The organism is Ruania zhangjianzhongii, assembly GCF_008000995.1.
Lineage (GTDB): Bacteria > Actinomycetota > Actinomycetes > Actinomycetales > Beutenbergiaceae > Ruania > Ruania zhangjianzhongii.
Window position 1 is genome coordinate 2,962,507 of record NZ_CP042828.1, and the last position, 22,423, is coordinate 2,984,929.

A 22,423-nucleotide genomic window follows, 5' to 3' on the forward strand; every position below is an offset into this window, starting at 1 on the left:
TCACGTGATCCGAGCGAGTGGTCTGACCAAGACCTTCCACCGCAACAACGAAACGATCGAAGCCGTCAAAGGCATCGACGTGACCGTCTCCGAAGGTGAGCTGGTCGCCTTCCTCGGCCCGAACGGGGCCGGCAAGTCCACCACCCTGCGGATGCTCACCTCCCTGCTGCCACCCACCGCAGGCACCGCCCACGTGGCCGGCTGGGACGTGGCCACCCACCCGGCGCAGGTGCGCAGCCAGATCGGCTACATCGGCCAGGGCAACGGGGGCGGGTACTCCTACCGGGTGCTCGACGAACTGCACAACCAGGGCCGGTTCTACGGGCTCCGCCCGGCCGAGTACCGGCGCCGGGCAGCCGCACTGGTCGAGGCGCTCGAGCTCGGCGGCCTGGACAAGCGCACCGTGCAGAGCCTGTCCGGCGGGCAGCGCCGGCGCCTGGATGTGGCGATGGGTCTGATGAACCACCCGCCGCTGCTCTTCCTGGACGAGCCGAGCACCGGGCTGGACCCGCACAGCCGGGCGAACCTGTGGGAGCACATCACCTCGATGCGCCGTGAGCTCGGGATGACGCTGGTGCTCACCACGCACTACCTGGACGAGGCGGACCACATGGCCGAGCGGGTGGTGGTGATCGACCACGGCGAGATCATTGCCGACGCTCCCCCGGGAGTGCTCAAGCGCGAGTTCGCCGATGACACGGTCACCCTGACCGTCGCCGGCCGCGGCGAGACCCTGGCCGACCTGCTCCGGCCCACCTGGCCGCAGGTCGTCCACCGGGTGCAGGCAGGCGCGGAACAGGTGGTGGTCACCACCAGCAATGGCCCCGAGTCCGTGCCGGCAATCCTGGACACCGCCCGCGGCGGGGAGCACGCCGTGACCGCCGTGGACGTGCGCCAAGCCAGTCTGGACGACGTATTCCTCAATCTCACCGGACGCAGCCTGCGCGAGGAGGCCCAGTCATGACCAGCACCGACCTCACCCCCGAGCACCGCGCCGACCCGCGGTCCACGCCAGCCAAGTTCCTCGGCGACACCCGGGCGGTCTTCACCCGGGAGATCCTGCTGGTGCTGCGGGACCCGTTCACGCTGATCTTCTCGCTGCTGCAGCCCCTGGTGTTCCTCGGCCTGTTCGCGCCGCTGCTGGCCGGTTCACTGGGCGGCTTCGGGCCGATCGGTGGCTCCACTGCGGACACCTTGCAGTGGTTCGTCCCCGGCGTGATCGTGATGATCTCGCTGTTCGGCACCTCGATGACCGGCTCGAACCTGCTGTACGAGATGATGACCGGCTCCTACGAACGGGTGCTGGCCACCCCGCTGGACCGGTCGGCCATCCTGGTCGGCCGGTCGCTGAAGGAGTTCGCTCCGCTGGTGGTGCAAGGCCTGATCATCGTCGGCCTGTGCGTGCCGTTCGGGTTCACCTTCTACCCGCTGCACGTGCTCGCCGGCCTGGCCCTGCTCGGTCTGTTCGGGGTCGGGGTCGGTGCCCTCTCGATGGCACTGGCACTGGCGGCGAAGGGCCGGGAGTGGCTGTTCTGGGGGGTGCAGCAGGCGCTGATCTTCCCGCTGCTGATCCTGTCCGGGATGATGCTGCCGCTGGAGTCCGGACCGGGCTGGATGCAGACGGCCGCCCGGTTCAACCCGCTGACCTACATCGTCGACGCGGAGCGGGCGCTGCTCGGTGGCTCGTTCACCGATCCGGTGGTCGGGTGGGGCCTGCTCGCCGGGGCGATCACCTGTGCGCTCGGCCTGGTGGTGGGCATCCGGAAAACGGCGAAGACGATCTGATCACCCGGGGCACCGGCTGGACCTCCGCTCAGAACGGCGGTGGAGCCCAGCCGGTGCGCTCGGCCCAGGCGCGGATCTGCGGCCAGGTCTGGTCGAACCACGGCTCCTTCGCCGCGGCGTACTCCTGGGTGCTGGCTGTGGTGGCCGCGAGCTCCTGCTTGAGCCGCTGATACCGGCTGCGGGCGTCGTCATCCGCGCGCAGCCAGTCCCGGCAGAGCAGGGCGTACCGCCAGCCGGGCCCGCCGGCCACCCGCACGTGCAGGTTCACCGCCCGGCCCGGATCGGCATTGGCATGAAACCGCTTGTCCCAGGCCGTACCCGGGCCGGCCAGGCCGTCTTTCGGGCTGTCGTACCAGTGCCCGTCCAGCCGCGGAAAGCCGGCCCGGGCGAAGGCGCCGGCGAGCTGGTCCGCGGCCGCCAGGTCCGTCACGCCGATCTGTAGGTCGAGGACGTCCTTGGCGGCGAGTCCGGGCACAGCGGTGGAGCCGATGTGGTCGGCGCTGCGCACCAGGTCACCGCCGGCGCGGCGCAGCCGGTCCAGCACCGCCTCGGCCTGCACCGCCCAGGTGCGTGGCGGGTCCGGTGGCGCCGCGAGCTCGGGCCGCTCCGGCCGCTCGGCCCCGCGCTGGGCGGCAATGTTGCCGGCGTACGGGGCGATCCGCTCCCGCCAGAGCGCGGCGACCTCGGCTACGGCACGCTCGCGTGCGCCGTCGTTGTCTATCCACACATCGGCCACCCGGGCACGGGCGGCATCATCGGCCTGCGCGGTCATTCGGGCGCGGATCTGTTCAACGCTCATCCCCCGGTCCCGCTGCAGCCGCGCGGTGCGCGTGGCCGCACTCGCCCCGACCACGAGCACCAGGTGGTACTCGGGGGCCAGCTCGTTCTCCACGATCAGTGGCACATCGTGGATCACGACGGCGCTGGCTGGCAGATCTGCCAGGCGCGCCTTGGTCTCGGCTCGCACGAGCGGATGCACGACGGCGTTCAGTCGCCGGAGCGCTTCGTCGTCACCGAAGACGGTGCGGGCAAGAGCGGGCCGGTCCAGGCTGGAGTCGGCGGACAGGATCCCGGGCCCGAACTCCTCGATGACGGCGGCCAGCCCGGCTGTTCCGGGCTCGAGGACGTCGCGGGAGATCTGGTCGGCATCGATCAGGTGCGCGCCGCACTCGATCAGCGCGGCGGCCACTGTCGACTTGCCCGCGCCGATCCCGCCGGTGAGGCCGATGTGCAGCATGGGACTCAGCGTAGTGATCCGAGCGTCAGGACACGGCGCCGACCGGGCGGCGCAGGTCCGTCGTGTGGTCCAGGGCAGTGCGTAGGCCTGCCGCCAGGCCGGCCGTAGTCTGCGCCACGGGTAAGGTCTGCGGGTCCGGGACGTGCGCGAACCCTGCACCGCGGTCATCCGCAGCGGCCCAGCGCGCCAGGTGGTAGAAGACCGCATTGCACACGTAGGTTCCCGCGGTCATGGACAGCTCGGCCGGACAGCCGGCCGCCTCGGCGGCGGTGACCATCCGCTTCACCGGCAGGTTCGACCACAGGGCGGTCGGCCCGCCGGGGACCACCGGCGCGGCGTCCGGCTGGTAGCCATCATTGTCCGGGATCCGGGCGTCGCAGAGATTGACCGCGAGCCGCTCGAGGCTGAGCCGGGTGCGTCCGGCGGCCAGGCCCACACCGAGGGCGACGGCTGGGTCCGTGGCCTCCAGGAGCTCGGCAAGGCACTCACCGGCGCGCGTGTAGGCCACCGGCAGCTCGGCGACCACGAGGCGCTCCGGACCGGCCCAGTCCCGGGCGAGTGCGCGCACTACCTCGATCGAGGGGTTCCCGGCACGGCCGTCGAAGGGTTCGAACCCGGTGAGCAGAACGGTGGCGGCCACACCCAGGAGCCTAGCGGGCGGCGAGGGTGGCCTGGTGGTTGTCCTCGGGCCGGATCGCCACCATCAGCCCACCTTCGCGCGCGATCGCGCCCAGGAACGAGCAGCGGCCCGCCACCAGTGGTGACGGGCCGCTGCCTGCGACTACTGGACTCAGTTGCCGGTGAGCTTCTCCCGCAGTGCGGCGAGCGCCTCGTCCGAGGCGAGCGTGCCGCCCGCGTCGGCCGGGGCCGAGGAGTAGGAGGAGTCGGCGACCTCGCCGCCGCCGCCGCCACTACCGCTGCTGCTGCTGCCGCCCGCCGGCGCGCTGCCGGTGGTCTCGGCGTCAGCCTCGATCGCACGGGCGACCTGCGCCTTGTGCGCCTCCCAGCGCTGGTGGGCGGCAGCGTACTCCGCCTCCCAGGCCTCACGCTGGGTCTCGTAGCCCTCAAGCCACTCGTTGGTCTCCGGGTCGAAGCCCTCGGGGTACTTGTAGTTCCCCTGCTCGTCGTACTCGGCGGCCATCCCGTACAGCGACGGGTCGAAGTCGTCTCCGGTGGGGTCCAGACCCTCGTTCGCCTGCTTCAGCGACAGCGAGATCCGGCGCCGCTCCAGGTCGATGTCGATGACCTTGACGAACACCTCGTCGTCGACCTTCGCGACCTGCTCGGGCACCTCGACGTGGCGCTGGGCCAGCTCGGAGATGTGCACCAGGCCCTCGATCCCGTCCTCGACGCGGACGAACGCACCGAACGGCACCAGCTTGGTGACCTTACCCGGGACGACCTGACCGATGGCGTGGGTGCGGGCGAAGGCCTGCCACGGGTCTTCCTGGGTGGCCTTCAGCGAGAGGGAGACCCGCTCGCGGTCGAAGTCCACGTCGAGCACCTCGACGGTGACCTCCTGGCCCACCTCGACGATCTCGTTCGGGTGGTCGATGTGCTTCCAGGACAGCTCGGAGACGTGCACCAGACCGTCGACACCGCCGAGGTCCACGAACGCACCGAAGTTGACGATCGAGGAGACCACACCGGGACGCACCTGGCCCTTCTGCAGGGTCTGCAGGAAGGTGGAGCGCACCTCGGACTGGGTCTGCTCCAGCCAGGCGCGGCGGGACAGCACCACGTTGTTGCGGTTCTTGTCCAGCTCGATGATCTTGGCCTCGAGCTCCTGGCCGATGTAGGGCTGGAGGTCGCGGACGCGACGCATCTCCACCAGCGAGGCGGGCAGGAAGCCACGCAGGCCGATGTCGAGGATCAGGCCGCCCTTGACGACCTCGATGACGGTGCCGGTGACGACGCCGTCCTCTTCCTTGATCTTCTCGATGGTGCCCCAGGCGCGCTCGTACTGGGCGCGCTTCTTGGACAGCAGCAGGCGACCCTCCTTGTCCTCCTTCTGGAGGACGAGAGCCTCGACTTGGTCTCCCACGGTGACGACCTCGTCCGGGTCGACGTCGTGCTTGATGGAGAGCTCGCGGGAAAGAATGACGCCTTCGGTCTTGTAACCGATGTCGAGGAGAACCTCGTCACGGTCGACCTTGACGACCGTGCCCTCGACGATGTCACCGTCATTGAAGTACTTGATGGTCGCGTCGATGGCTGCGAGGAATTCCTCTTCCGAGCCGATGTCGTTGATCGCGACCTGCGGGACGTTCGTCGGGGCCGGGCTAGTGATAGTCATACGGTGTTGGACTCCGTTGCGGACATGGATAGAAGGGACTGACGGACAGGCACGCGCAACGCCGACGGACCATTGCAGCAGCAGGCACCGGATCCGCGTCGGCTTCAGCCGCACCGAACCGCTACACCTTGCCGCCACCGTCTGGGCACAGGAGCGCACGAGTAACCGCATCTACCCTACCGCGCCCGGAGAGTAGATCACAATGCGGACGCCTGGATCGCTGTGGGATCCCTCACCCCGTCGGAGCGCGGGTGATACTGGCCCGATGCAGGAGCGCGATGACGCCGGCCGGAGTGAGCCCATGGCCGAGGCCGGCTACCGGGAGGTGGACGGTCAGCAGGCGGCTGAGGCGACGATCAGCTGGTGGAGCCGGAGCGCGGCGGAGTACCTCGCCGAGCATGGCCAGTTCCTCGGTCCGGCGGACTTCTGCTGGTGCCCGGAGGGGCTCCGGGAGTCCGAGGCCCAGCTGCTCGGCGACCTGGGCGAGCTGCGCACGGCGCGGGTGCTCGAGGTCGGCGCCGGAGCGGCCCAGTGCTCGCGCTGGCTGCGCGACCAAGGTGTCGATGTGCTGGCCAGTGAACCGGCCGCGGGAATGGTGACCGCCGCCGCAGAGCTGGACACTGCCACCGGCGTGAGCGTGCCGATGGTGCAGGCCGATGCCCGGGCGCTGCCGCTGGCCGGCGACAGCGTGGATGTGGCGTTCACCGCGTTCGGGGCGATCAGCTTCGTGCCCGACCCGGCGCAGGTCCATGCCGAGGTGGCGCGAGTGCTGCGACCGGGCGGACGGTGGGTGTTCTCGGTGACGCACCCGCTGCGGTGGGCGTTCCCGGACGATGCGACCGTGACCGGGCTGACCGCGAACCGCTCCTACTTCGACCGGCGCCCCTACGTGGAGTCCGACAGTGCCGGCCGCCCGCTGTACGCGGAGTATCACCGCACGCTCGGTGACCACGTGGCCGACGTCGTCGGCGCCGGCTTCACCATCACGGACCTGATCGAGCCGGAGTGGCCGGTCGGGAACAACAACGTCTGGGGCGGCTGGGGTCCGGAGCGCGGCGCGTTCCTGCCGGGAACGCTGATCGTGCGCACCGAGCTGCGCTGAACCTCCCGGGGCGCTGCTGGGCGGTCAGTGGCCGGCGTCGCGCCAGTTGGTGCCGGTGCCCACCGAGACGTCCAACGGCACGGCCAGCTCGGCCGCACTGCCCATCTGCTCGCGCAGCACCTGCTCGACGGCCTCGGCCTCCCCGGCGGTGACCTCCACCACCAGCTCGTCGTGCACCTGCAGCAACAGCCGGGAACGCAGCTGCTGTGCGGTCAGCTCTCGGTCCACCCCGATCATCGCCAGCTTGATGATGTCCGCGGCGCTGCCCTGGATCGGGGCGTTCAGCGCCATCCGCTCGGCCATGTCGCGCCGCTGGCGGTTGTCGCTGTTCAGGTCCGGCAAGTACCGGCGGCGGCCGAGGATCGTCTCGGTGTACCCGGACTTGCGGGCTTCCTCCACCACAGAGGCGAGGTAGTCCCGCACTCCCCCGAACCGGACGAAGTACTCCTCCATCAGGGACCGGGCCTCGGCGGTCTCGATCTTCAGCTGCCGGGACAGACCGAACGCGCTCAGCCCGTAGGCGAGCCCGTAGCTCATCGCCTTGATCTTCGAGCGCATCGCAGCAGTGACCTCCTCCGGGGCCACGTCGAACACCCGGGAGCCGACGAACGAGTGCAGGTCCTCACCGGAGCGGAAGGCTTCGATCAGCCCCTCGTCACCGGACAGGTGCGCCATGATCCGCATCTCGATCTGGGAGTAGTCGGCGGTGAGCAGCTGCTCGTACCCGTCGCCGACGACGAACGCGGCCCGGATCCGCATCCCCTCCTCGGTGCGGATCGGGATGTTCTGCAGGTTCGGGTCCGCTGAGGACAGCCGTCCGGTCGCCGCGATCGTCTGGGAGTAGGTGGTGTGGATGCGCTGGTCCGGTGCGACCGTGCGGAGCAGGCCCTCGACCGTCTGCCGCAGCCGGATCTGGTCCCGGTGGGTGAGCAGGTGCTCCAGGAACGGGTGCTCCGTCTTGACGAACAGGTCCGCCAACGCGTCCGCGTCGGTGGTGTACCCGGTCTTGGTCTTGCGGGTCTTCGGCATCTCCAGGTCGGTGAAGAGCACCTCCTGCAGCTGCTTCGGTGAGGACAGGTTCACCTCCCGGCCGATCACGGCGTAGGCCTGCTCGGCGGCCGAGCGCACCGCCGCGTCGAACTGCTGCTCCAGCTCGCGCAGGTAGTCGGTATCGGCAGCGATCCCGGCCTTCTCCATCCCGGCGAGCACACCGGCGACCGGCAGCTCCAGATCGGTCAGTAGGTCGGCAGCGTGCCGCTCGTCGAGCTGTTCGCGCAGGGCGGTGGTCAGCTCGAGCACCGCGGCGGCCCGGATCGCTCCGAGCTCGGCCTCCCCCGGGCCGTCCAGCACCAGCATCTGCTGGCCGCCGGTGTCGGTCTCGGTGCGCAGCTCCCGTCCGATGAACCGCACGGAGAGGTCGGCGAGGCTGTAGGAGCGTTGGTCCGGGTGGCACAGGTAGGCGGCGATCGCGGTGTCGAAGGCGACGCCGTCCAGTGCGAGCCCGCGCCCGTCCAGGGCGTGCCAGGCACCTTTCGCCTCGTGCAGGACCTTGATCGCCAGCGGGTCGGCCAGCCACGCGGCCAGAGCGTGCTCGTCCTCGGGCGCGATGTCGGTGAGGTCGACGCTGAGCACCGCTCCGCCGTCAGCAGCCAGCGCCAGCGCCCACGCGTCTCCACCACCCTGAGTGGCGGTGCCGGTCACGTCCAGGCCGATCTGGGCGCCGGCGTGGGCGTCCAGCCACGGCTGCGCACCGCCGGCGGCGAGGGTGGTGATGTCCAGGTCGAAGGCGGCGGCGTCGGCCGCTTCGGTGTCCTGGGGGTCCATCGCGAACAGCCGCTCGCGCAGCACCCGGAACTCCAGAGCGTCGAAGACCTGGTGCACGAGCTCGCGCTCGTACGGGCGACGGGCCAGGTCCTCCAGGGTGACCGGCAGCGTCATATCGGTGACCAGCCGGTTCAGCTGCCGGTTCAGCAGCACCTGGTCCAGGTGCTCACGCAGTGAGGCACCTGCCTTCCCGGCGATCGAGGGGGCGTCGGCGACGATGCCCTCCAGGCCGCCGTGCGCGTGGATCCACTTGGCCGCAGTCTTCGGGCCGACGCCCGGCACTCCAGGCAGGTTGTCGCTGCTCTCCCCCACGAGTGCGGCCAGGTCGCTGTACTGCTGGGGCCCGACGCCGTACTTGTCAGTGATCGCGTCCGGCGTCATCCGGCTCAGCTCGGAGACACCCTTGCGCGGGTAGAGCACGGTGACCGCTTCGTCCACCAGCTGGAAGGTGTCCCGGTCCCCGGAGCAGACCAGCACCTCGAACCCGTCGGAGCGCCCGCTGGCGGCGAGGGTGGCGAGGATGTCGTCGGCCTCGAAGCCCTCTTGGCCGAGGGTCGTGATCCCGAGGGCGGCGAGCACCTCTTCGATCAGCGGGATCTGCCCGCGAAACTCTTCCGGCGTCTCCTCCCGGGTGCCCTTGTAGTCGGCGTAGGTCTCCTTCCGGAACGTCTGGCTGGAGACGTCGAAGGCGACCGCCACGTGGGTGGGGTCCTCGTCGCGGAGCAGGTTGATCAGCATCGAGGTGAACCCGTACACCGCATTGGTGGTCTGCCCGGTGGTCGTGGAGAAATTCTCCGCGGGCAGGGCGAAGAACGCCCGGTAGGCCATCGAGTGGCCGTCGATGATCAGGAGCCGAGGTCGCGCTGTATCGGTCACAGGTGACAGCCTAGGTGCCATGACCGACATTCCTGAGCCAGACGTGGCCCTGCCGTTCCCTGCCGAGCTGATGCGGGACACTCTCCCCGACCGGATGGGCATCGAGATCCTGGAGATCTCCGCGCAGCGGGCGGTGGGCAGGATGCCGGTGGCGGGGAACACCCAGCCCGCCGGACTGCTGCACGGCGGCGCGTCGGCGGCCCTGGCCGAGACCCTGGCCTCGCTCGCCGGCACGGTCCAGGCGGGTCCGGGCCGGATCGCCGTGGGGATGGATCTGAATGCCACTCACCACCGGTCGGCCCAAGAAGGGTGGGTGACCGGGACGGCCACAGCGTTGCACCTGGGGCGTCGGACCGCCGCCTACGAGATCGTGGTGGAGGACGAGTCCGGGCGCCGGCTGTGCACGTCCCGGTTGACCTGCATGCTGGTGGACTCGCGCTGAGAGACCCGTTCGGCGAGCCGGCTGAGGTCCACCCCGCCGGGGGGTGTCTCCGGAAGGCCGCGGCTGCGGCGGCGGCGGGCGATCAGCTCATCGAGGGCGCGCGGACGGCGCTCGCGCACCCCAGCACTGGCCAGGTCCAGTCGGCGCAGCAGCGACGCCGTCTCGGCGACCCGGCGCGACCCGGCCGGGGAGAAGCCCAGGCCGGAGAGGAACCGCTGCTCGCTGCGTGCACCGGTGAGCGGCATCGTCACCACGCGTTCGGCGTTCTGCCGGGCAGCAGCCAGGGCCACCTCGTGCACCATCAGCCGCCCGGCACCGCGGCGGCGGCGCGCCTGCGCCACGTACATCGCCTCGAGCTGGACGTAGCTGACGTCGGAGAACAGGTTCGGCGGCACCACCTGAGCGAGCGCGAAGCCCACCACGCGGTCCTCGCTCTCGGCGATCACCGGGGTGCTGCCAGGCATGCCGTACCAGGTGCGAAGCTGCTCCGCGAGCGTGTCGCTCGCGGGGGCAACGAACTGCGGGCCGAGCGGTGAGTCCGCCCGAGCCGCCTGGATCACCGGCACTACGGCGTCCAGATCGTCCTCAGTGGCCGGGCGCGCCGTCATCGCACTACGCACAGCCGACACGGCGCACCTCCACGAAATCGATCCTGCCCACCATACGCCCGCTGTCCAGACCGGACGCCTGACGTCGCTACTACTTGGAGCCGACCTGGTCGATGACCGCGTCGGCCACCTCACGCATGGTCAGGCGGCGGTCCATCGAGGTCTTCTGGATCCACCGGAACGCCTCCGGCTCGGTCAGACCCATCTTGGTCATCAGCAGGCCCTTGGCCCGGTCTACTCGCTTCCGGGTCTCGAACCGGTCGGCCAGGTCGGCCACCTCGGACTCCAGGGCGGCGATCTCGGTGTGCCGGGAGAGCGCGATCTCCAGGGCGGGGAGCAGGTCCGCCGGGGTGAACGGCTTGACCACGTAGGCCATCGCACCGGCGTCCCGGGCTCGCTCCACCAGCTCGGTCTGGGAGAAGGCGGTGAGCAGCACCACCGGCGCGATGCGGTCCTTGGTGATGCGCTCCGCGGCGGAGATCCCGTCCAACACCGGCATCTTCACGTCCATCACCACGATGTCCGGCTCAAGCTCGGTCGCCAGCTTGACCGCGGTCTCACCGTCACCGGCCTCACCGACGACCTCGTACCCGGCCTCCGCCAGCGTCTCGACCACGTCGAGGCGGATCAGTGCCTCGTCCTCGGCCACCACCACTCGGCGGGTACGTCCCGGCTTGGCCTTGGTCGGCTCCTGCGCGGTCGGCATCTGCAGGTCGAGCAGGCTCGAGTCAGTGCTGTTCGTCTCCGGCGCATCGCCGGTGTTCTCGTCCGTGGTCACGGTGTCTGATCCTAATCCCCTGGGCGTCGTCGTGGGGCATGCGCGACGGCGCAACTTTCCGAATGTGCCTAGTGTCACCACCCGCAGGTGGTCGCAGGCGGCGTCGCCGTCGGCCTGCTGTGCCCCGCCCCGGACTCGAACCGGGACGCCCGAGGGCAGCCGGTTTTGAGCCGACCGCGTCTGCCAATTCCGCCAGCGGGGCGCGCCGCTGTGCACACCCATGGCGCCCACAGCGGGTCCATCCTAACGTGCGGCCGCGGTGGCACAGACCCCACCGCGTTCCACTGCCCCTCGGTGTCAGTAGGTCACCGGGTCACGTTCGATCGGACAGGTCATACAGTGTCCGCCGCCACGGCCCCGGCTCAGCTCACCGCCGCGGATCTCCAGCACCTCGATGCCGGCGGCGCGCAAGCTCGCGTTCGTGGCCGTGTTCCGGTCGTAGGTCATCACCAGGCCAGGTTCCAGGGCGACGGCGTTGTTCCCGCTGTCCCACTGCTGGCGCTCGGAGTCGTAGTCGTCCCCGCCGGTGGCGATCACCCGCAGCTCACTCAGCCCCAGCGCGGCGGCGACCTCGGAGACGAACGTGCCCCGCCCGGCGTCGCGGACCTGCACGCCGGGCGCCTTGTCGCTCGGGAAGAGGTTGATGGTATGGATCCCGTCCACGATCGCCGGGTAGAGGGTGACGGCATCGACGTCGGCGAACGTGAAGACCGTGTCCAGGTGCATCGCCGCCCGCAGCTGCGGCATCCCGGCCACCACCACCTGCTCGGCGGCGCCCGCGTCGAAGAGCGACTTGGCCACCTGGGTGATCGCCTGCCGGGAGGTCCGCTCCCCCATCCCCATCAGCACGACGCCGTTGCCCACCGGCATCACATCGCCACCTTCCAGCGTGGCTTGGCCCCAGTCCTGCTCCGGATCACCCCACCAGATCCGGGCGGAGGCGAATCGCGGGTGGAAGGAGTAGATCGCCTTCATCAGCAGCGTCTCGTCCCGCCGAGCCGGCCAGTACAGCGGGTTCAGGGTGAGCCCGGAGTACAACCAGCTGGTGGTGTCCCGGGTGTAGAGCATGTTCGGCAGTGGCGGCAGCAGGTACTCCCGAGCTCCGGCCGATTCACGTGCCAACGCCAGGTACGGCGGCCGGTACTCGCCGGGCAGATCAGAGGTGGCCAGGCCCCCGACGAGCATCTCGGCCAGCCGCGCCGGGCTCAGCGACTGCAGGAACGCCGTCGTGGCCTCGACCAGGCCCAGACCCACCTTGTTCGCGGTGACCTTCCGGGCGAGCACCCACTCCCGGGCTGCTGGCACAGCCAGCGTCTCGGTGAGCAGGTCGGCCAGCTCGAGCACCTCCACGCCCTGAGAACGCATCGTCGCCACGAAATCGGCATGATCGCGCTGTGCGCTCTCCACCCAGAGCACTTCATCGAAGAGCAGATCGTCGGCGGTGGACGGGGTCAGCCGGCGGTGTGCCAGGCCGGGTGCACACACGATGACGCTGCGCAGCCGGCCGACCTCGGAGTGCACGCCCAGTGCCATCAGCCCACGCTCACGCTGTCCACCAGCGGCTCGCAGGCCGGTTCGATCACCTCGCGCGCGGACTCGTCGGTCCACTGGCAGTAGGCGTGCAGCAGCTGGGTCTCGGAGAACAGCCAGTACCCGACGTAGCGGTACTCGGCCAGGCCGATGCGCTGGGTGACGGCGGGCATCCCGGCTACCTCGGTCATCTCCGCCTCGTCCAGCGGCTCGGCGCCGATCTGCTCCCGGTACCGGCCGAGCTGTTCCTCCACGGCGTCCAGCGGGACGCGGCCGCAGGAGTCGGCAAGACCCTCCCAGTCCAGTCCGGTGTACACGACGACGTTCAGCACGTTCAGCGTCGGCAGCTCCGGGTCGGTGGGGACGGCGTACCAGGTGGTGTCGATCGTCTCGACCGGGTTGTCCTCGACGTAGGAGAAGCTCTCCTCGAATCCGTCCGGCAGCGACCAGGTCGCCGTGGTCAGGTCGACGTCGGCGAGCTGCAGCTCGTCGTCGGCAGGCCGGTCCTGCCCACACTCCAGCAGCTGCGGCGGCACGGTGGGACGGTCACCGGAGGCGTCCGGTCCGCCGGCCTCGCTACTGCCGTCGGTCGAACCAGGCGGCGGAGTCTCCTCGTCGCCGCCGAAGGCGCCGCAGCCGGTGAGTGCCAGTACGACGGTCACCGCGCTGGCCCACGCCACCGAGCGGGCGCGCCGGCCACACCAGCCCCCTGCGCGTGTGGTCATCTCCCGGTCCTCCTCGTCACCGTGGCCGCCGGTGGCGGTTCCTGCGTCATGCTAAGCCATCTCGTTGGGCGGATTCAGTCCCTTACCCGACCTGTACGGTGCCCACCAGCTGCGAGCAGGCGGACTCGATCTCACTCCGCACGCTCTCCTGGGTCCACTGGCAGCCGATGAACAACAGCTCGCTCTGGGAGAACAGCCAGTAGCCGCGGAAGTCGTAGCTCTCGATGCTCATCGCCTGGGTCACCGCAGGCAGGCCACCCACCTCGATCAGCTCCGCTTCGTCAAGGGGATCGGCGCCGAGCAGTCCCTGATACTCACCGACCCGTTCCAGCATCGCCTCCAGCGGCACCCGGCCGCACTCCTCGGCGAGCTCGCCCCAGTCCAGTCCGGTGTAGCCGAGCACGCCGACCAGGTCGAGGGTGTCGTATCCGCCGGCCGAGGGCACGTAGGTGTGCAGGAAGGACAGCTCTTCGTAGTCGAGGTCGTCGTAGTAGCCGTCGGCCGAGTAGTAGCCGTCCGGGGTTCCCCAGGTGGCATCGGTCGCCACGCGGGCGTCGCTGAGCTCGACCTGCTCGCCGCCTTCGGCGTCCGCGTCGTCGCCGGGTTTGGCGTTCGGGTCACCGCACTCCAACAGCTGCGGTGGGATGGTGCGGTCCTCCGGCGGCACGGCACCCGGCGTGCTCGGCGGCCCGTCCGAGGGGACATCGGGGGCATCGTCGGAGCCGATCAGCGAACAGCCGCTCAGCCCGACCAGCAGCGCTGCCGCCGCCCCCAGTGCCACTGCTCCCCTGCTCCGCACGAGGTTCCTCCCGCTGATCCGTCTCGACCGCTCCGGCTCTCGGTGGCGGTGCTGGCAACCTACCCGCTGGGCGGGCGTCCGGGCGCCTTGCGGACCGGGGAGAAGTCCCCGTCGAACGGCTCAGCCGCCGGAGACCGAGGTGAGCAGTTCCTCGCATCCGGCGCCGATGACGTCCTGCTGACCGGTCCACTGGCAGGAGATCATCATCAGCTCACCGGACCCGATGAGGATGGTGGAGTCCACGATGAAGTCCCGTCCCTGGTATCGCTCGCGCTCGCTGACCGCGGGCACGCCGGCCACCTCGGTCCACTGCACTGCGGTGGCGGTGACACCCGCCTCCTCGTGCCACTGCGCCAGATACGCATCCACCTGCTTGCGGTCGACCTCACCGCAGTCGTCGGTCAGCTCGGCCGGCACCTGCGGGTAGTGCACCACGACCAACACCTCCACCCCGGTGCCAGGCTGCTGCGGCACGAGGTAGGTGGCGGAGTAGTCCGGTTCCAGCGGCGCGATCTGGGTCAGGCCACCGGCATCCTCGAACCCGTCCGGGGTGGTCCAGGTCAGGTCCGCGAGCGCGGGAGCCGCCTCCTGGTCACCGCACTCTCGCAGTTGCGGCGGGACCGTCCCCGGTGGTGCAGCCGGTCCATCCGCAGCGCTGGGCGGCGGGCCGGACCCGGAGGGATCGACCGGCTCCCCGCTGCCGCCAGGTCCGGTGCTGGTGCACCCGGCGCAGAGCAGCGCCACCGCCACGGCAACGGACCTACACAGCCGCACCCCCGCCGTCGACCGCGGACCAGAAGAGGTCACCGGTCCGGGTAGCCCAGCTCCTCACCGACCGTGTGCACCCGGATCGAGTTGGTGGAGCCGGACACGCCGGGCGGCATCCCGGCGACCACGACGACCGTGTCACCTTCGGAGCCGTGGCCGGAGCCCTTCAGCACCACGTCCACCTGGTTGATCATGTCGTCGGTGTGCTGCACCTGCGGCACGGTGAAGGTCTGGATGCCCCAGCTGAGCGCGAGCTGGTTGCGGACCCCCGGCACCGGGGTGAAGGCGAGCAGCGGGATTGCCGACCGCAGCCGGGACATCCGCCGGGCGGAGTCTCCGGACTGGGTGAAGCAGGTCAGGTACTTCACGCCGAGGGTCTCCCCGATCTGGGCGGCTGCCTTGGTAATCACCCCACCGCGGGTGTGCGGGGTGGCGCGCAGCTTGGCGATCCGCTCCAGGCCGTGCTCCTCGGTGTTCTCGATGATCCGGGCCATCGTGCGCACGCACTCGATCGGGTACTCACCCACGCTGGTCTCACCGGAGAGCATCACCGCGTCAGCACCGTCCAGCACGGCGTTCGCGCAGTCCGAGGCTTCCGCACGGGTGGGCCGCGGTGCGCTGATCATCGATTCCAGCACCTGGGTGGCCACGATCACCGGTTTGGCGTTGCGCAGACACATCTCGGTGGCGCGCTTCTGCACCATCGGCACCTGCTCCAGCGGGAGCTCCACGCCCAGGTCGCCGCGAGCGACCATGATGCCGTCGAAGGCGTCGACGATCTCGGCGAGGTTCTCCACCGCCTGCGGCTTCTCGATCTTCGCGATCACCGGGACCGTGATGCCCTCCTCGGCCATGATCGCGGCGACGTCGTCGTAGTCGGCCGCCGAACGGACGAAGGAGAGCGCGATGAAATCGGCACCCTGGTGCAGTCCCCAGCGCAGGTCCTCGGTGTCCTTGCCGGACAGGGCCGGGACGTTCACCGCCACCCCCGGCAGGTTCAGCCCCTTGTTGTTCGAGACCGGTCCGGGCACCTCCACCCGGGTAGTCACCCGCGGGCCGGTCACGTCGACGACCCGTACCGCCACCCGGCCGTCGTCGATGAGGATGGCATCACCGGGCTTCACGTCCCCCGGCAGCCCCTTGAACGTGGTCGACACCAGCTCCTTCGTGCCGGGGACGTCTTCCGTGGTGATCGTGAACGTGTCCCCTTCGGCCAGCTCGTGCTTGCCCTCGACGAACCGGCCGAGCCGGATCTTCGGGCCCTGCAGGTCGACCAGGATCGCGACCGCACGCCCGGAGGCCTCAGCAGCCTCCCGGACCCTTGTGATCACCCTGGCATGGTCGTCGGCATTGCCGTGGCTGCGGTTGATCCGCGCTACGTCCATCCCGGCGTCGACCAACGCCTGGACCATTTCAGGGGACTCGGTGGCGGGCCCCAACGTGCACACAATCTTGGCTCTACGCATACCCCGAACCCTATGCCCTCGGGGCGGGCGCTCGTACCGCCCGGTCATACCGTGAGCGAGGCCGTGTCGGAGGCGATCGGCGCCGGCAGGTCGCTGCTGCCGCGCAAGTAGGTATCCACTGCTGCGGCCGCTGACCGACCCTCGGCGATCGCCCAGACGATCAGCGATTGTCCGCGCCCAGCGTCACCAGCGACGAACACCCGCTCCTGGGTGGTACCGAAGCTCTCGGTGCGCATGATCCGGCCGCGTTCGTCCACCTGCAGACCGAGCTGGTCCACCAGTCCCTCGGCGGGCACGCCGGTGAAACCCATCGCAAGCAGCACCAGCTGGGCCGGGATCAGCTGCTCGGTGCCCGGCACCTGCTCAAGCCTGCCGTCGGTGAAGGTCACCTCCACCACCCGCAGGTGGCTGACGTTTCCCCGGTCGTCGCCGACGAACTCCACAGTGGAGGTGGCGTAGACCCGCTCGCCGCCCTCTTCGTGCGCGGAGGAGACCCGGTAGAGCATCGGGTAGGTCGGCCACGGCTGACCGGGAGGACGTTCCTCGGTGGGCCGGGGCATGATCTCCAGCTGGATCACATTCTTTGCGCCCTGGCGTAGTGCGGTGCCGAGGCAGTCCGCCCCGGTGTCGCCGCCGCCGATGATCACCACGTCCTTGCCCGCAGCGGTGACCTGCCCCGGGACGTACTCGCCGTGGCAGGCCCGGTTGGACTGCGGCAAGTAGTCCATCGCCTGGTGGATCCCGGCCAGCTCCCGACCGGGCACCGGCAGCTCTCGGCGCACCGTGGCACCCACAGCCAGCACCACGGCGTCGTAGCGCTCCAGCAGGTCGTTGCCGGTCAAGGCATCGGAGCCCACAGCCACTCCGGGGCGGAACCGGGTGCCCTCGGCCTCCATCTGCTCCAGCCGCCGGTCCAGGTGCTGCTTCTCCATCTTGAACTCCGGGATGCCGTAGCGCAGCAGCCCGCCGACCTTGTCGTCCCGCTCGTAGACGGCCACGGTGTGCCCGGTCCGGGTGAGCTGCTGGGCAGCGGCCAGCCCAGCCGGTCCGGAACCGATCACGGCGACCGTGTGCCCGGTCAACCGGTCCGGAATCTGCGGGGCGACCAGACCACGGGCGAAGGCTTCGTCGATGATCGACTGTTCGATGTTCTTGATCGTCACCGCGGGCTGGTTGATGCCGAGCACGCAGGCGGTCTCGCACGGTGCGGGGCACAGCCGGCCGGTGAAGTCCGGGAAATTGTTCGTCGCGTGCAATCGGTCGATGGCCTCCTGCCAGCGGCCGGTGCGGGTGAGGTCGTTCCACTCCGGGATCAGGTTGCCCAGCGGGCAGCCGTTGTGGCAGAACGGGATCCCGCAGTCCATGCACCGTCCGGCCTGGCGAGTCAGGGCGGCGGCGTCCTCCTCCCGGCGGGCATACACCTCTTTCCAGTCCAGCAGCCGGACCGGGACCGGCCGGCGGGCGGGCAGTTCACGGTCGCGTACGTTCAAGAATCCACGTGGGTCAGCCATGGGTCGCCTCCAGTACTCGGTTCCAGACCTCGGGTTCGCCCGGCTCCGCCCCTTCCGCGCGGGCGGCAGCCAGCACGGCGTTCACCCGGGCGTAGGCCGGGGGCAGGACGCGGGTGAATCGGCGGGCCACTGCTTCGGGATCGGCGGCCAGCTCTGCGGCCAGTGGTGATCCGGTGTGCTCGGCGTGCTGGGTGAGTAGACCGGTCACGATCGCCACGTCTTCCGGATCGAGCTCGTCGAGGGAGAGGTCTCCCGCGGCGAGGGCCGGGCCGTTCACCCGGCTCGGGACCAGATCGAGCACGTACGCGGTGCCGCCGGACATGCCGGCACCGAAGTTCCGTCCGGTGGGGCCGAGCACCAGCACCGTGCCGCCGGTCATGTACTCGCAGCCATGGTCGCCGACCCCCTCCACCACAGCCGTGGCACCGGAGTTACGGACGGCGAACCGCTCGCCGACCAGTCCGCGCAGGAACAGCTGCCCTCGGGTGGCGCCGTAGCCGATGACGTTGCCGGCGATCACGTTGGCACCCGCTGTGAAACCGGCGTTCTCCTCCGGGCGGACGATGATCGTGCCGCCGGACAGGCCCTTGCCGACGTAGTCGTTGGCGTCCCCGGACAGCCGCAGGGTGATCCCGGGGGGCAGAAAGGCGCCCAGGGACTGCCCGGCCGAGCCGCGCAGGGTGACGTCGATCGTGCCAGGCGGCAGACCGCCGTCGCCGTAGCTCTTGGTGACGGCGTTGCCGAGCATGGTCCCGACCGTGCGGTTGACGTTGCGCACGCGGGCGTCCAGCCGGACCTGCTCGCCCCGGGCGAGCGCCGGTTCGGCGGCTGCGATCAGGGCGTTGTCCAGCGCCCGGTCCAGGCCGTGGTCCTGCCCGCGGACCTGCCGGGGCGCCGAACCGGCCGGGAGTTCGGGGCGGAGCAGGATCGGGGACAGATCCAGGCCGCTGGCCTTCCAGTGCTCGACGGCGTCACTCACGTCGAGCAGGTCGACCATCCCGATCGCTTCGTCCAGGTTGCGTAGGCCGAGCTCGGCGAGCAGCTCGCGTACTTCTTCGGCGATGTATTCGAAGAAGGTGACGACGAACTCTGGTTTCCCGTTGAACCGCGCTCGGAGCTCGGGGTTCTGGGTGGCGACGCCGACCGGGCAGGTGTCCAGGTGGCAGACCCGCATCATCACGCAGCCGGAGACCACCAGCGGTGCCGTGGCGAAGCCGTACTCCTCGGCACCGAGCAGTGCGGCGATCAGCACGTCCCGGCCGGTCTTCAGCTGCCCGTCGGTCTGCACCACGATCCGGTCCCGGAGGTTGTTCGCCACCAGGGTCTGCTGGGTCTCGGCCAGGCCGAGCTCCCACGGAAGCCCGGCGTGCTTGAGCGAGGTCAGCGGCGAGGCGCCAGTTCCGCCGTCATGCCCGGAGATGAGCACGACGTCGGCATGCGCCTTGGACACGCCGGCGGCGACGGTGCCCACGCCCACCTCGGCGACGAGCTTGACGTGCACCCGGGCCGCCGGGTTGGCGTTCTTCAGGTCGTGGATCAGCTGGGCGATGTCTTCGATCGAATAGATGTCGTGGTGCGGGGGCGGGGAGATCAGGCCGACGCCGGGGGTGGCGTGCCGGGTACCGGCCACCCAGGGGTACACCTTCCCGCCGGGAAGCTGACCGCCCTCCCCGGGCTTGGCTCCCTGGGCCATCTTGATCTGGATGTCGTCGGAGTGGGTGAGGTAGTCCGAAGTGACCCCGAACCGGCCGGAGGCGACCTGTTTGATCGCGCTGCGCCGGCGCGGGTCGTGCAGCCGGTCGGTGTCCTCCCCACCTTCGCCGGTGTTCGACTTGCCGCCGAGGCTGTTCATCGCGATCGCGAGGGTCTCGTGCGCCTCGGCAGAGATGGAGCCGTAGCTCATTGCCCCGGTGGAGAAACGCTTGACGATCTCGCTGACCGGTTCCACCTCCTCGATCGGCACCGGAGCCCGGCCGGCGGTACGCAGCCGGAACAACCCACGCAGGGTCATCAGCCGGCGGGACTGGTCGTCCACGCGGCGGGTGTAGTCACCGAAGATCTGGTAGTTGCGGGTGCGGGTGGAGTGCTGCAGCCGGAACACGGTATCCGGGTCGAACAGGTGCGGCTCTCCCTCGCGGCGCCACTGGTACTCCCCGCCGACGTCGAGGTTGCGGTGCGCTGGGCTGATCCCGCTGGGCGGGTAGGCGGTGGCGTGCCGGGCGGCCACCTCGGCGGCGATCACGTCCAGGCCCACGCCACCGAGTGGGGAGGCGGTGGCGGTGAAATAGGTGTCGATGAGTTCCTCGGCCAGACCGAGTGCCTGAAACACCTGGGCGCCACGGTAGGAGTGAACGGTGGAGATGCCCATCTTGCTCATCACCTTCAGCACACCCTTGCCCAGGCCGCGGATCAGGTTCTGCACCGCACGGTCCGGGGTGACGCCCTCGACGACGCCGGAATGGACCAGCTCCTCGACGCTCTCCATCGCCAGGTACGGGTTCACTGCTGCGGCGCCGTAGCCGATCAACAGGGCGACATGGTGCACCTCGCGGACGTCCCCGGCCTCGGCCAGCAGGGAGATCCGGGTGCGGGTCTGGGTCCGGATCGTGTGGTGGTGCACGGCGGCGGTGAGCAGCAGGGACGGGATCGGTGCCCACTCGGTGTCGGACTCGCGGTCGGAGAGCACGATGAAGCTCACGCCCCGGTCGATCGCCTCGTCCACCTCCTGGTAGATCTCCACCAGCCGCTGCTCCAGTGCCTGCTCACCACCCCGCACCCGGTACAGCCCGGAGACGGTGATCGAGGAGAAGTGGTGGCCGGCCGCCGGGGTGCGGTGGATGTGCTTGACCTTGGCGAGCTCGTCGTTGTCGATCACTGGGAAGCCGAGGGCGAGCTTGCGGGCGTGCTCGGGAATGTCGGCGAGCAGGTTCGGCTCCGGGCCGATCGCACCGCCGAGCGAGGTGACCAGCTCCTCCCGGATCGCGTCCAAGGGTGGGTTGGTGACCTGCGCGAACAGCTGGCTGAAGTAGTCGAAGAGCAGCCGGGGACGAGCCGACAGCACGGCGACCGGGGTATCGGTGCCCATCGAGCCGAGCCCTTCGCCGCCGGTGGCGGCGAGCGGGCGCAACAGGATCCGCAGCTCCTCCTCGGTGTAGCCGAAGGTCTGCTGGCGGCGCAGCACCGAGGAGCGGGAGTGGGCCACGTGCTCCCGGTCGGGGAGGTCGCCGAGGCGGACCAGCTGCTCCTGGAGCCACTCGGCGTAGGGGTGGCCGGCGGCGAGCTCGTCCTTGATCTCGGCGTCGTCGACGATTCGGCCCTCGGCGGTGTCCACCAAGAACATCCGGCCCGGGGCCAGGCGGCCCTTCTCCACCACGCTGGCCGGGTCCAGGTCGAGTACCCCGGACTCGCTGGCGAGCACCACCAGGCCGTCGTCGGTGACCCAGTAGCGGCCGGGGCGCAGACCGTTCCGGTCCAGCACAGCACCGATGTAGCGGCCGTCGGTGAAGCACATCGCGGCCGGGCCGTCCCACGGTTCCATGATGGTGGCGTTGTACTCGTAGAACGCCCGCCGCCGGCGGTCCATCGTGGCGTGGTTCTCCCACGCCTCCGGAATCATCATCAGCACGGCATGCGGTAGTGAGCGGCCACCGAGGTGGAGGAGCTCGAGCACCTCGTCGAAGCTGGCCGAGTCGCTCTGCGCCTCGTCGCAGACTGGCAGCAGATCGGCCACCTCACCGAGCAGCTCGGACTCCAGGGTGCCCTGGCGGGCCGCCATCCAGTTCCGGTTCCCACGCACCGTGTTGATCTCGCCGTTGTGGGCGACCAGGCGGAACGGGTGCGCCAGTGGCCAGGACGGGAACGTGTTCGTGGAGAACCGGGAGTGCACGAGCGCCAGCTCGGTGGCCAGCCCCGGGTGGGACAGGTCGGTGAAGAATCCTTGGAGCTGCCCGGTGGTGAGCATGCCCTTGTACACCAGCGTGCGGGCGGACAGCGAGGCCGCGTACACCCCGAGCGTGCGCTCGGCGCGCTTGCGGACCCGATACGCACGCCGGTCCAGCTCGATCCCGGCGAGTGCCCGGTCCGGGGCGGCGAGGACGAGCTGGCGGAAGGTCGGCATACAGGAGCGAGCTGTGGGGCCGACCAGTCCCGCATCCACCGGAACGTCTCGCCAGCCGAGCACGTCCAGACCCTCCTCGGCCGCGATCTGTTCCACCCCGGCAGCGGCGGCCTGCGCCTCGGCCTGGTCGGCGGGAAGGAACAGTGTGCCGACGGCGTAGTGCCCCGGGGCGGGCAGGCTCACCTCGAGCACCTCCCGGAAGAAGGCGTCCGGGATCTGCAGGAGGATGCCGGCGCCGTCACCGGAGTTCGCCTCGGCGCCGACGGCGCCGCGGTGGTCCAGGTTCGCCAGTGCCGTCAGCGCGGCGTCGACGATGTCCCGGCCGGGCGTCCCGCGCAGCGTGGCGACGAAGGCCACCCCACACGCGTCGTGATCGCGCGCGGGGTCGTACAGGCCGTGCGCCGCCGGAGCGGTGCTGAAGGCGGTGTACGGCGAGGTCGCCGACGCGGGCTGGTTCATCCGATCATCCTCACGGCCGCGGATCTGACATCCTCCGGCAAATTTTCATTGACTCATTTGGGACATCGTCGACCCACTGGCGACACCATTTTACCTACCC

The 22,423-nt window shown here is 70.0% G+C and carries 17 protein-coding genes and 1 tRNA gene; 4 read left to right on the forward strand and 14 right to left on the reverse strand.

The window, feature by feature from the left end; genetic code table 11:
* The first annotated feature begins 4 nt into the window (after positions 1 to 4).
* On the forward strand, positions 5 to 964 hold the full coding sequence (locus FU260_RS13805) for an ABC transporter ATP-binding protein (protein WP_147917591.1): 960 nt from the start codon (positions 5 to 7) through the stop codon (positions 962 to 964).
* Positions 961 to 1,785, forward strand: coding sequence for an ABC transporter permease (locus FU260_RS13810; protein ID WP_147917592.1), 825 nt, complete (start codon positions 961 to 963; stop codon positions 1,783 to 1,785). The genes FU260_RS13805 and FU260_RS13810 overlap by 4 nt, the downstream gene beginning before the upstream one ends.
* Before the next feature lie 28 nt (positions 1,786 to 1,813).
* On the opposite strand, the gene coaE is transcribed toward FU260_RS13810, so the two are convergent.
* The 3 genes from coaE to rpsA form a co-directional block, all read right to left on the reverse strand.
* On the reverse strand, positions 1,814 to 3,022 hold the full coding sequence (gene coaE, locus FU260_RS13815; RefSeq protein WP_147917593.1) for a dephospho-CoA kinase: 1,209 nt from the start codon (positions 3,020 to 3,022) through the stop codon (positions 1,814 to 1,816).
* Between the two features lie 25 nt (positions 3,023 to 3,047).
* Positions 3,048 to 3,662: a pyroglutamyl-peptidase I gene (locus FU260_RS13820; RefSeq protein ID WP_147917594.1), complete on the reverse strand. Its 615-nt coding sequence runs from the start codon at positions 3,660 to 3,662 to the stop codon at positions 3,048 to 3,050.
* 150 nt (positions 3,663 to 3,812) lie between these two features.
* The gene (gene rpsA / locus FU260_RS13825; protein WP_147917595.1) at positions 3,813 to 5,318 is read right to left on the reverse strand and encodes a 30S ribosomal protein S1; all 1,506 of its coding nucleotides are present in this window, start codon (positions 5,316 to 5,318) and stop codon (positions 3,813 to 3,815) included.
* A gap of 265 nt (positions 5,319 to 5,583) precedes the next feature.
* Between rpsA and FU260_RS13830 the strand changes: the two genes are divergently transcribed.
* Positions 5,584 to 6,420 carry a class I SAM-dependent methyltransferase gene (locus tag FU260_RS13830; RefSeq protein WP_235912349.1) on the forward strand — a complete coding sequence of 279 codons (837 nt, stop codon included), beginning with the start codon at positions 5,584 to 5,586 and terminating at the stop codon, positions 6,418 to 6,420.
* Between the two features lie 24 nt (positions 6,421 to 6,444).
* Here FU260_RS13830 and polA read toward each other — a convergent pair whose 3' ends face one another.
* Positions 6,445 to 9,141, reverse strand: coding sequence for a DNA polymerase I (polA, locus tag FU260_RS13835; RefSeq protein ID WP_147917596.1), 2,697 nt, complete (start codon positions 9,139 to 9,141; stop codon positions 6,445 to 6,447).
* Here polA and FU260_RS13840 point away from each other — a divergent pair.
* Positions 9,140 to 9,562: a PaaI family thioesterase gene (locus FU260_RS13840; protein ID WP_147917597.1), complete on the forward strand. Its 423-nt coding sequence runs from the start codon at positions 9,140 to 9,142 to the stop codon at positions 9,560 to 9,562. The two genes, polA and FU260_RS13840, sit on opposite strands and share 2 nt — an antisense overlap.
* Here FU260_RS13840 and FU260_RS13845 read toward each other — a convergent pair.
* From FU260_RS13845 to gltB, 10 genes are all read right to left on the reverse strand, one after another.
* On the reverse strand, positions 9,481 to 10,191 hold the full coding sequence (locus FU260_RS13845; RefSeq protein WP_147917598.1) for a GNAT family N-acetyltransferase: 711 nt from the start codon (positions 10,189 to 10,191) through the stop codon (positions 9,481 to 9,483). The genes FU260_RS13840 and FU260_RS13845 overlap by 82 nt on opposite strands.
* A 70-nt stretch (positions 10,192 to 10,261) precedes the next feature.
* Positions 10,262 to 10,876: an ANTAR domain-containing response regulator gene (locus FU260_RS13850; protein ID WP_147919495.1), complete on the reverse strand. Its 615-nt coding sequence runs from the start codon at positions 10,874 to 10,876 to the stop codon at positions 10,262 to 10,264.
* 192 nt (positions 10,877 to 11,068) lie between these two features.
* A tRNA-Leu gene (locus FU260_RS13855) sits at positions 11,069 to 11,150 on the reverse strand.
* Between the two features lie 95 nt (positions 11,151 to 11,245).
* Positions 11,246 to 12,481, reverse strand: coding sequence for an arginine deiminase (locus FU260_RS13860; protein WP_147917599.1), 1,236 nt, complete (start codon positions 12,479 to 12,481; stop codon positions 11,246 to 11,248).
* Entirely contained in the window at positions 12,481 to 13,203 is a 723-nt protein-coding gene (locus tag FU260_RS13865; protein WP_147917600.1) for a hypothetical protein, read from the reverse strand. The genes FU260_RS13860 and FU260_RS13865 overlap by 1 nt, the downstream gene beginning before the upstream one ends.
* A gap of 82 nt (positions 13,204 to 13,285) precedes the next feature.
* The gene (locus FU260_RS13870; RefSeq protein WP_147917601.1) at positions 13,286 to 13,984 is read right to left on the reverse strand and encodes a hypothetical protein; all 699 of its coding nucleotides are present in this window, start codon (positions 13,982 to 13,984) and stop codon (positions 13,286 to 13,288) included.
* 138 nt (positions 13,985 to 14,122) lie between these two features.
* Complete coding sequence (locus FU260_RS13875) at positions 14,123 to 14,752, reverse strand: hypothetical protein (RefSeq protein ID WP_147917602.1); 630 nt, start codon at positions 14,750 to 14,752, stop codon at positions 14,123 to 14,125.
* A 53-nt stretch (positions 14,753 to 14,805) separates the two neighbouring features.
* Entirely contained in the window at positions 14,806 to 16,236 is a 1,431-nt protein-coding gene (gene pyk / locus FU260_RS13880) for a pyruvate kinase (RefSeq protein ID WP_147917603.1), read from the reverse strand.
* Positions 16,237 to 16,280: 44 nt separating this feature from the next.
* Positions 16,281 to 17,747 carry a glutamate synthase subunit beta gene (locus FU260_RS13885; protein ID WP_147917604.1) on the reverse strand — a complete coding sequence of 489 codons (1,467 nt, stop codon included), beginning with the start codon at positions 17,745 to 17,747 and terminating at the stop codon, positions 16,281 to 16,283.
* Complete coding sequence (gene gltB / locus FU260_RS13890) at positions 17,740 to 22,323, reverse strand: glutamate synthase large subunit (protein ID WP_147917605.1); 4,584 nt, start codon at positions 22,321 to 22,323, stop codon at positions 17,740 to 17,742. The genes FU260_RS13885 and gltB overlap by 8 nt, the downstream gene beginning before the upstream one ends.
* Positions 22,324 to 22,423 lie beyond the last annotated feature (100 nt).

Bases quoted from the DNA above. Each gene is read 5' to 3' on its own strand.
- FU260_RS13810 (WP_147917592.1), top strand. From the start codon at position 961: ATGACCAGCACCGACCTCACCCCCGAGCACCGCGCCGACCCGCGGTCC.
- coaE (WP_147917593.1), bottom strand. From the start codon at position 3,022: ATGCTGCACATCGGCCTCACCGGCGGGATCGGCGCGGGCAAGTCGACA.
- FU260_RS13830 (WP_235912349.1), top strand. From the start codon at position 5,584: ATGCAGGAGCGCGATGACGCCGGCCGGAGTGAGCCCATGGCCGAGGCC.
- FU260_RS13840 (WP_147917597.1), top strand. From the start codon at position 9,140: ATGACCGACATTCCTGAGCCAGACGTGGCCCTGCCGTTCCCTGCCGAG.
- polA (WP_147917596.1), bottom strand. From the start codon at position 9,141: ATGGCACCTAGGCTGTCACCTGTGACCGATACAGCGCGACCTCGGCTC.
- FU260_RS13860 (WP_147917599.1), bottom strand. From the start codon at position 12,481: ATGGCACTGGGCGTGCACTCCGAGGTCGGCCGGCTGCGCAGCGTCATC.
- FU260_RS13865 (WP_147917600.1), bottom strand. From the start codon at position 13,203: ATGACCACACGCGCAGGGGGCTGGTGTGGCCGGCGCGCCCGCTCGGTG.
- FU260_RS13885 (WP_147917604.1), bottom strand. From the start codon at position 17,747: ATGGCTGACCCACGTGGATTCTTGAACGTACGCGACCGTGAACTGCCC.
- gltB (WP_147917605.1), bottom strand. From the start codon at position 22,323: ATGAACCAGCCCGCGTCGGCGACCTCGCCGTACACCGCCTTCAGCACC.
- rpsA (WP_147917595.1), bottom strand. From the start codon at position 5,318: ATGACTATCACTAGCCCGGCCCCGACGAACGTCCCGCAGGTCGCGATC.
- pyk (WP_147917603.1), bottom strand. From the start codon at position 16,236: ATGCGTAGAGCCAAGATTGTGTGCACGTTGGGGCCCGCCACCGAGTCC.
- FU260_RS13850 (WP_147919495.1), bottom strand. From the start codon at position 10,876: ATGCCGACCGCGCAGGAGCCGACCAAGGCCAAGCCGGGACGTACCCGC.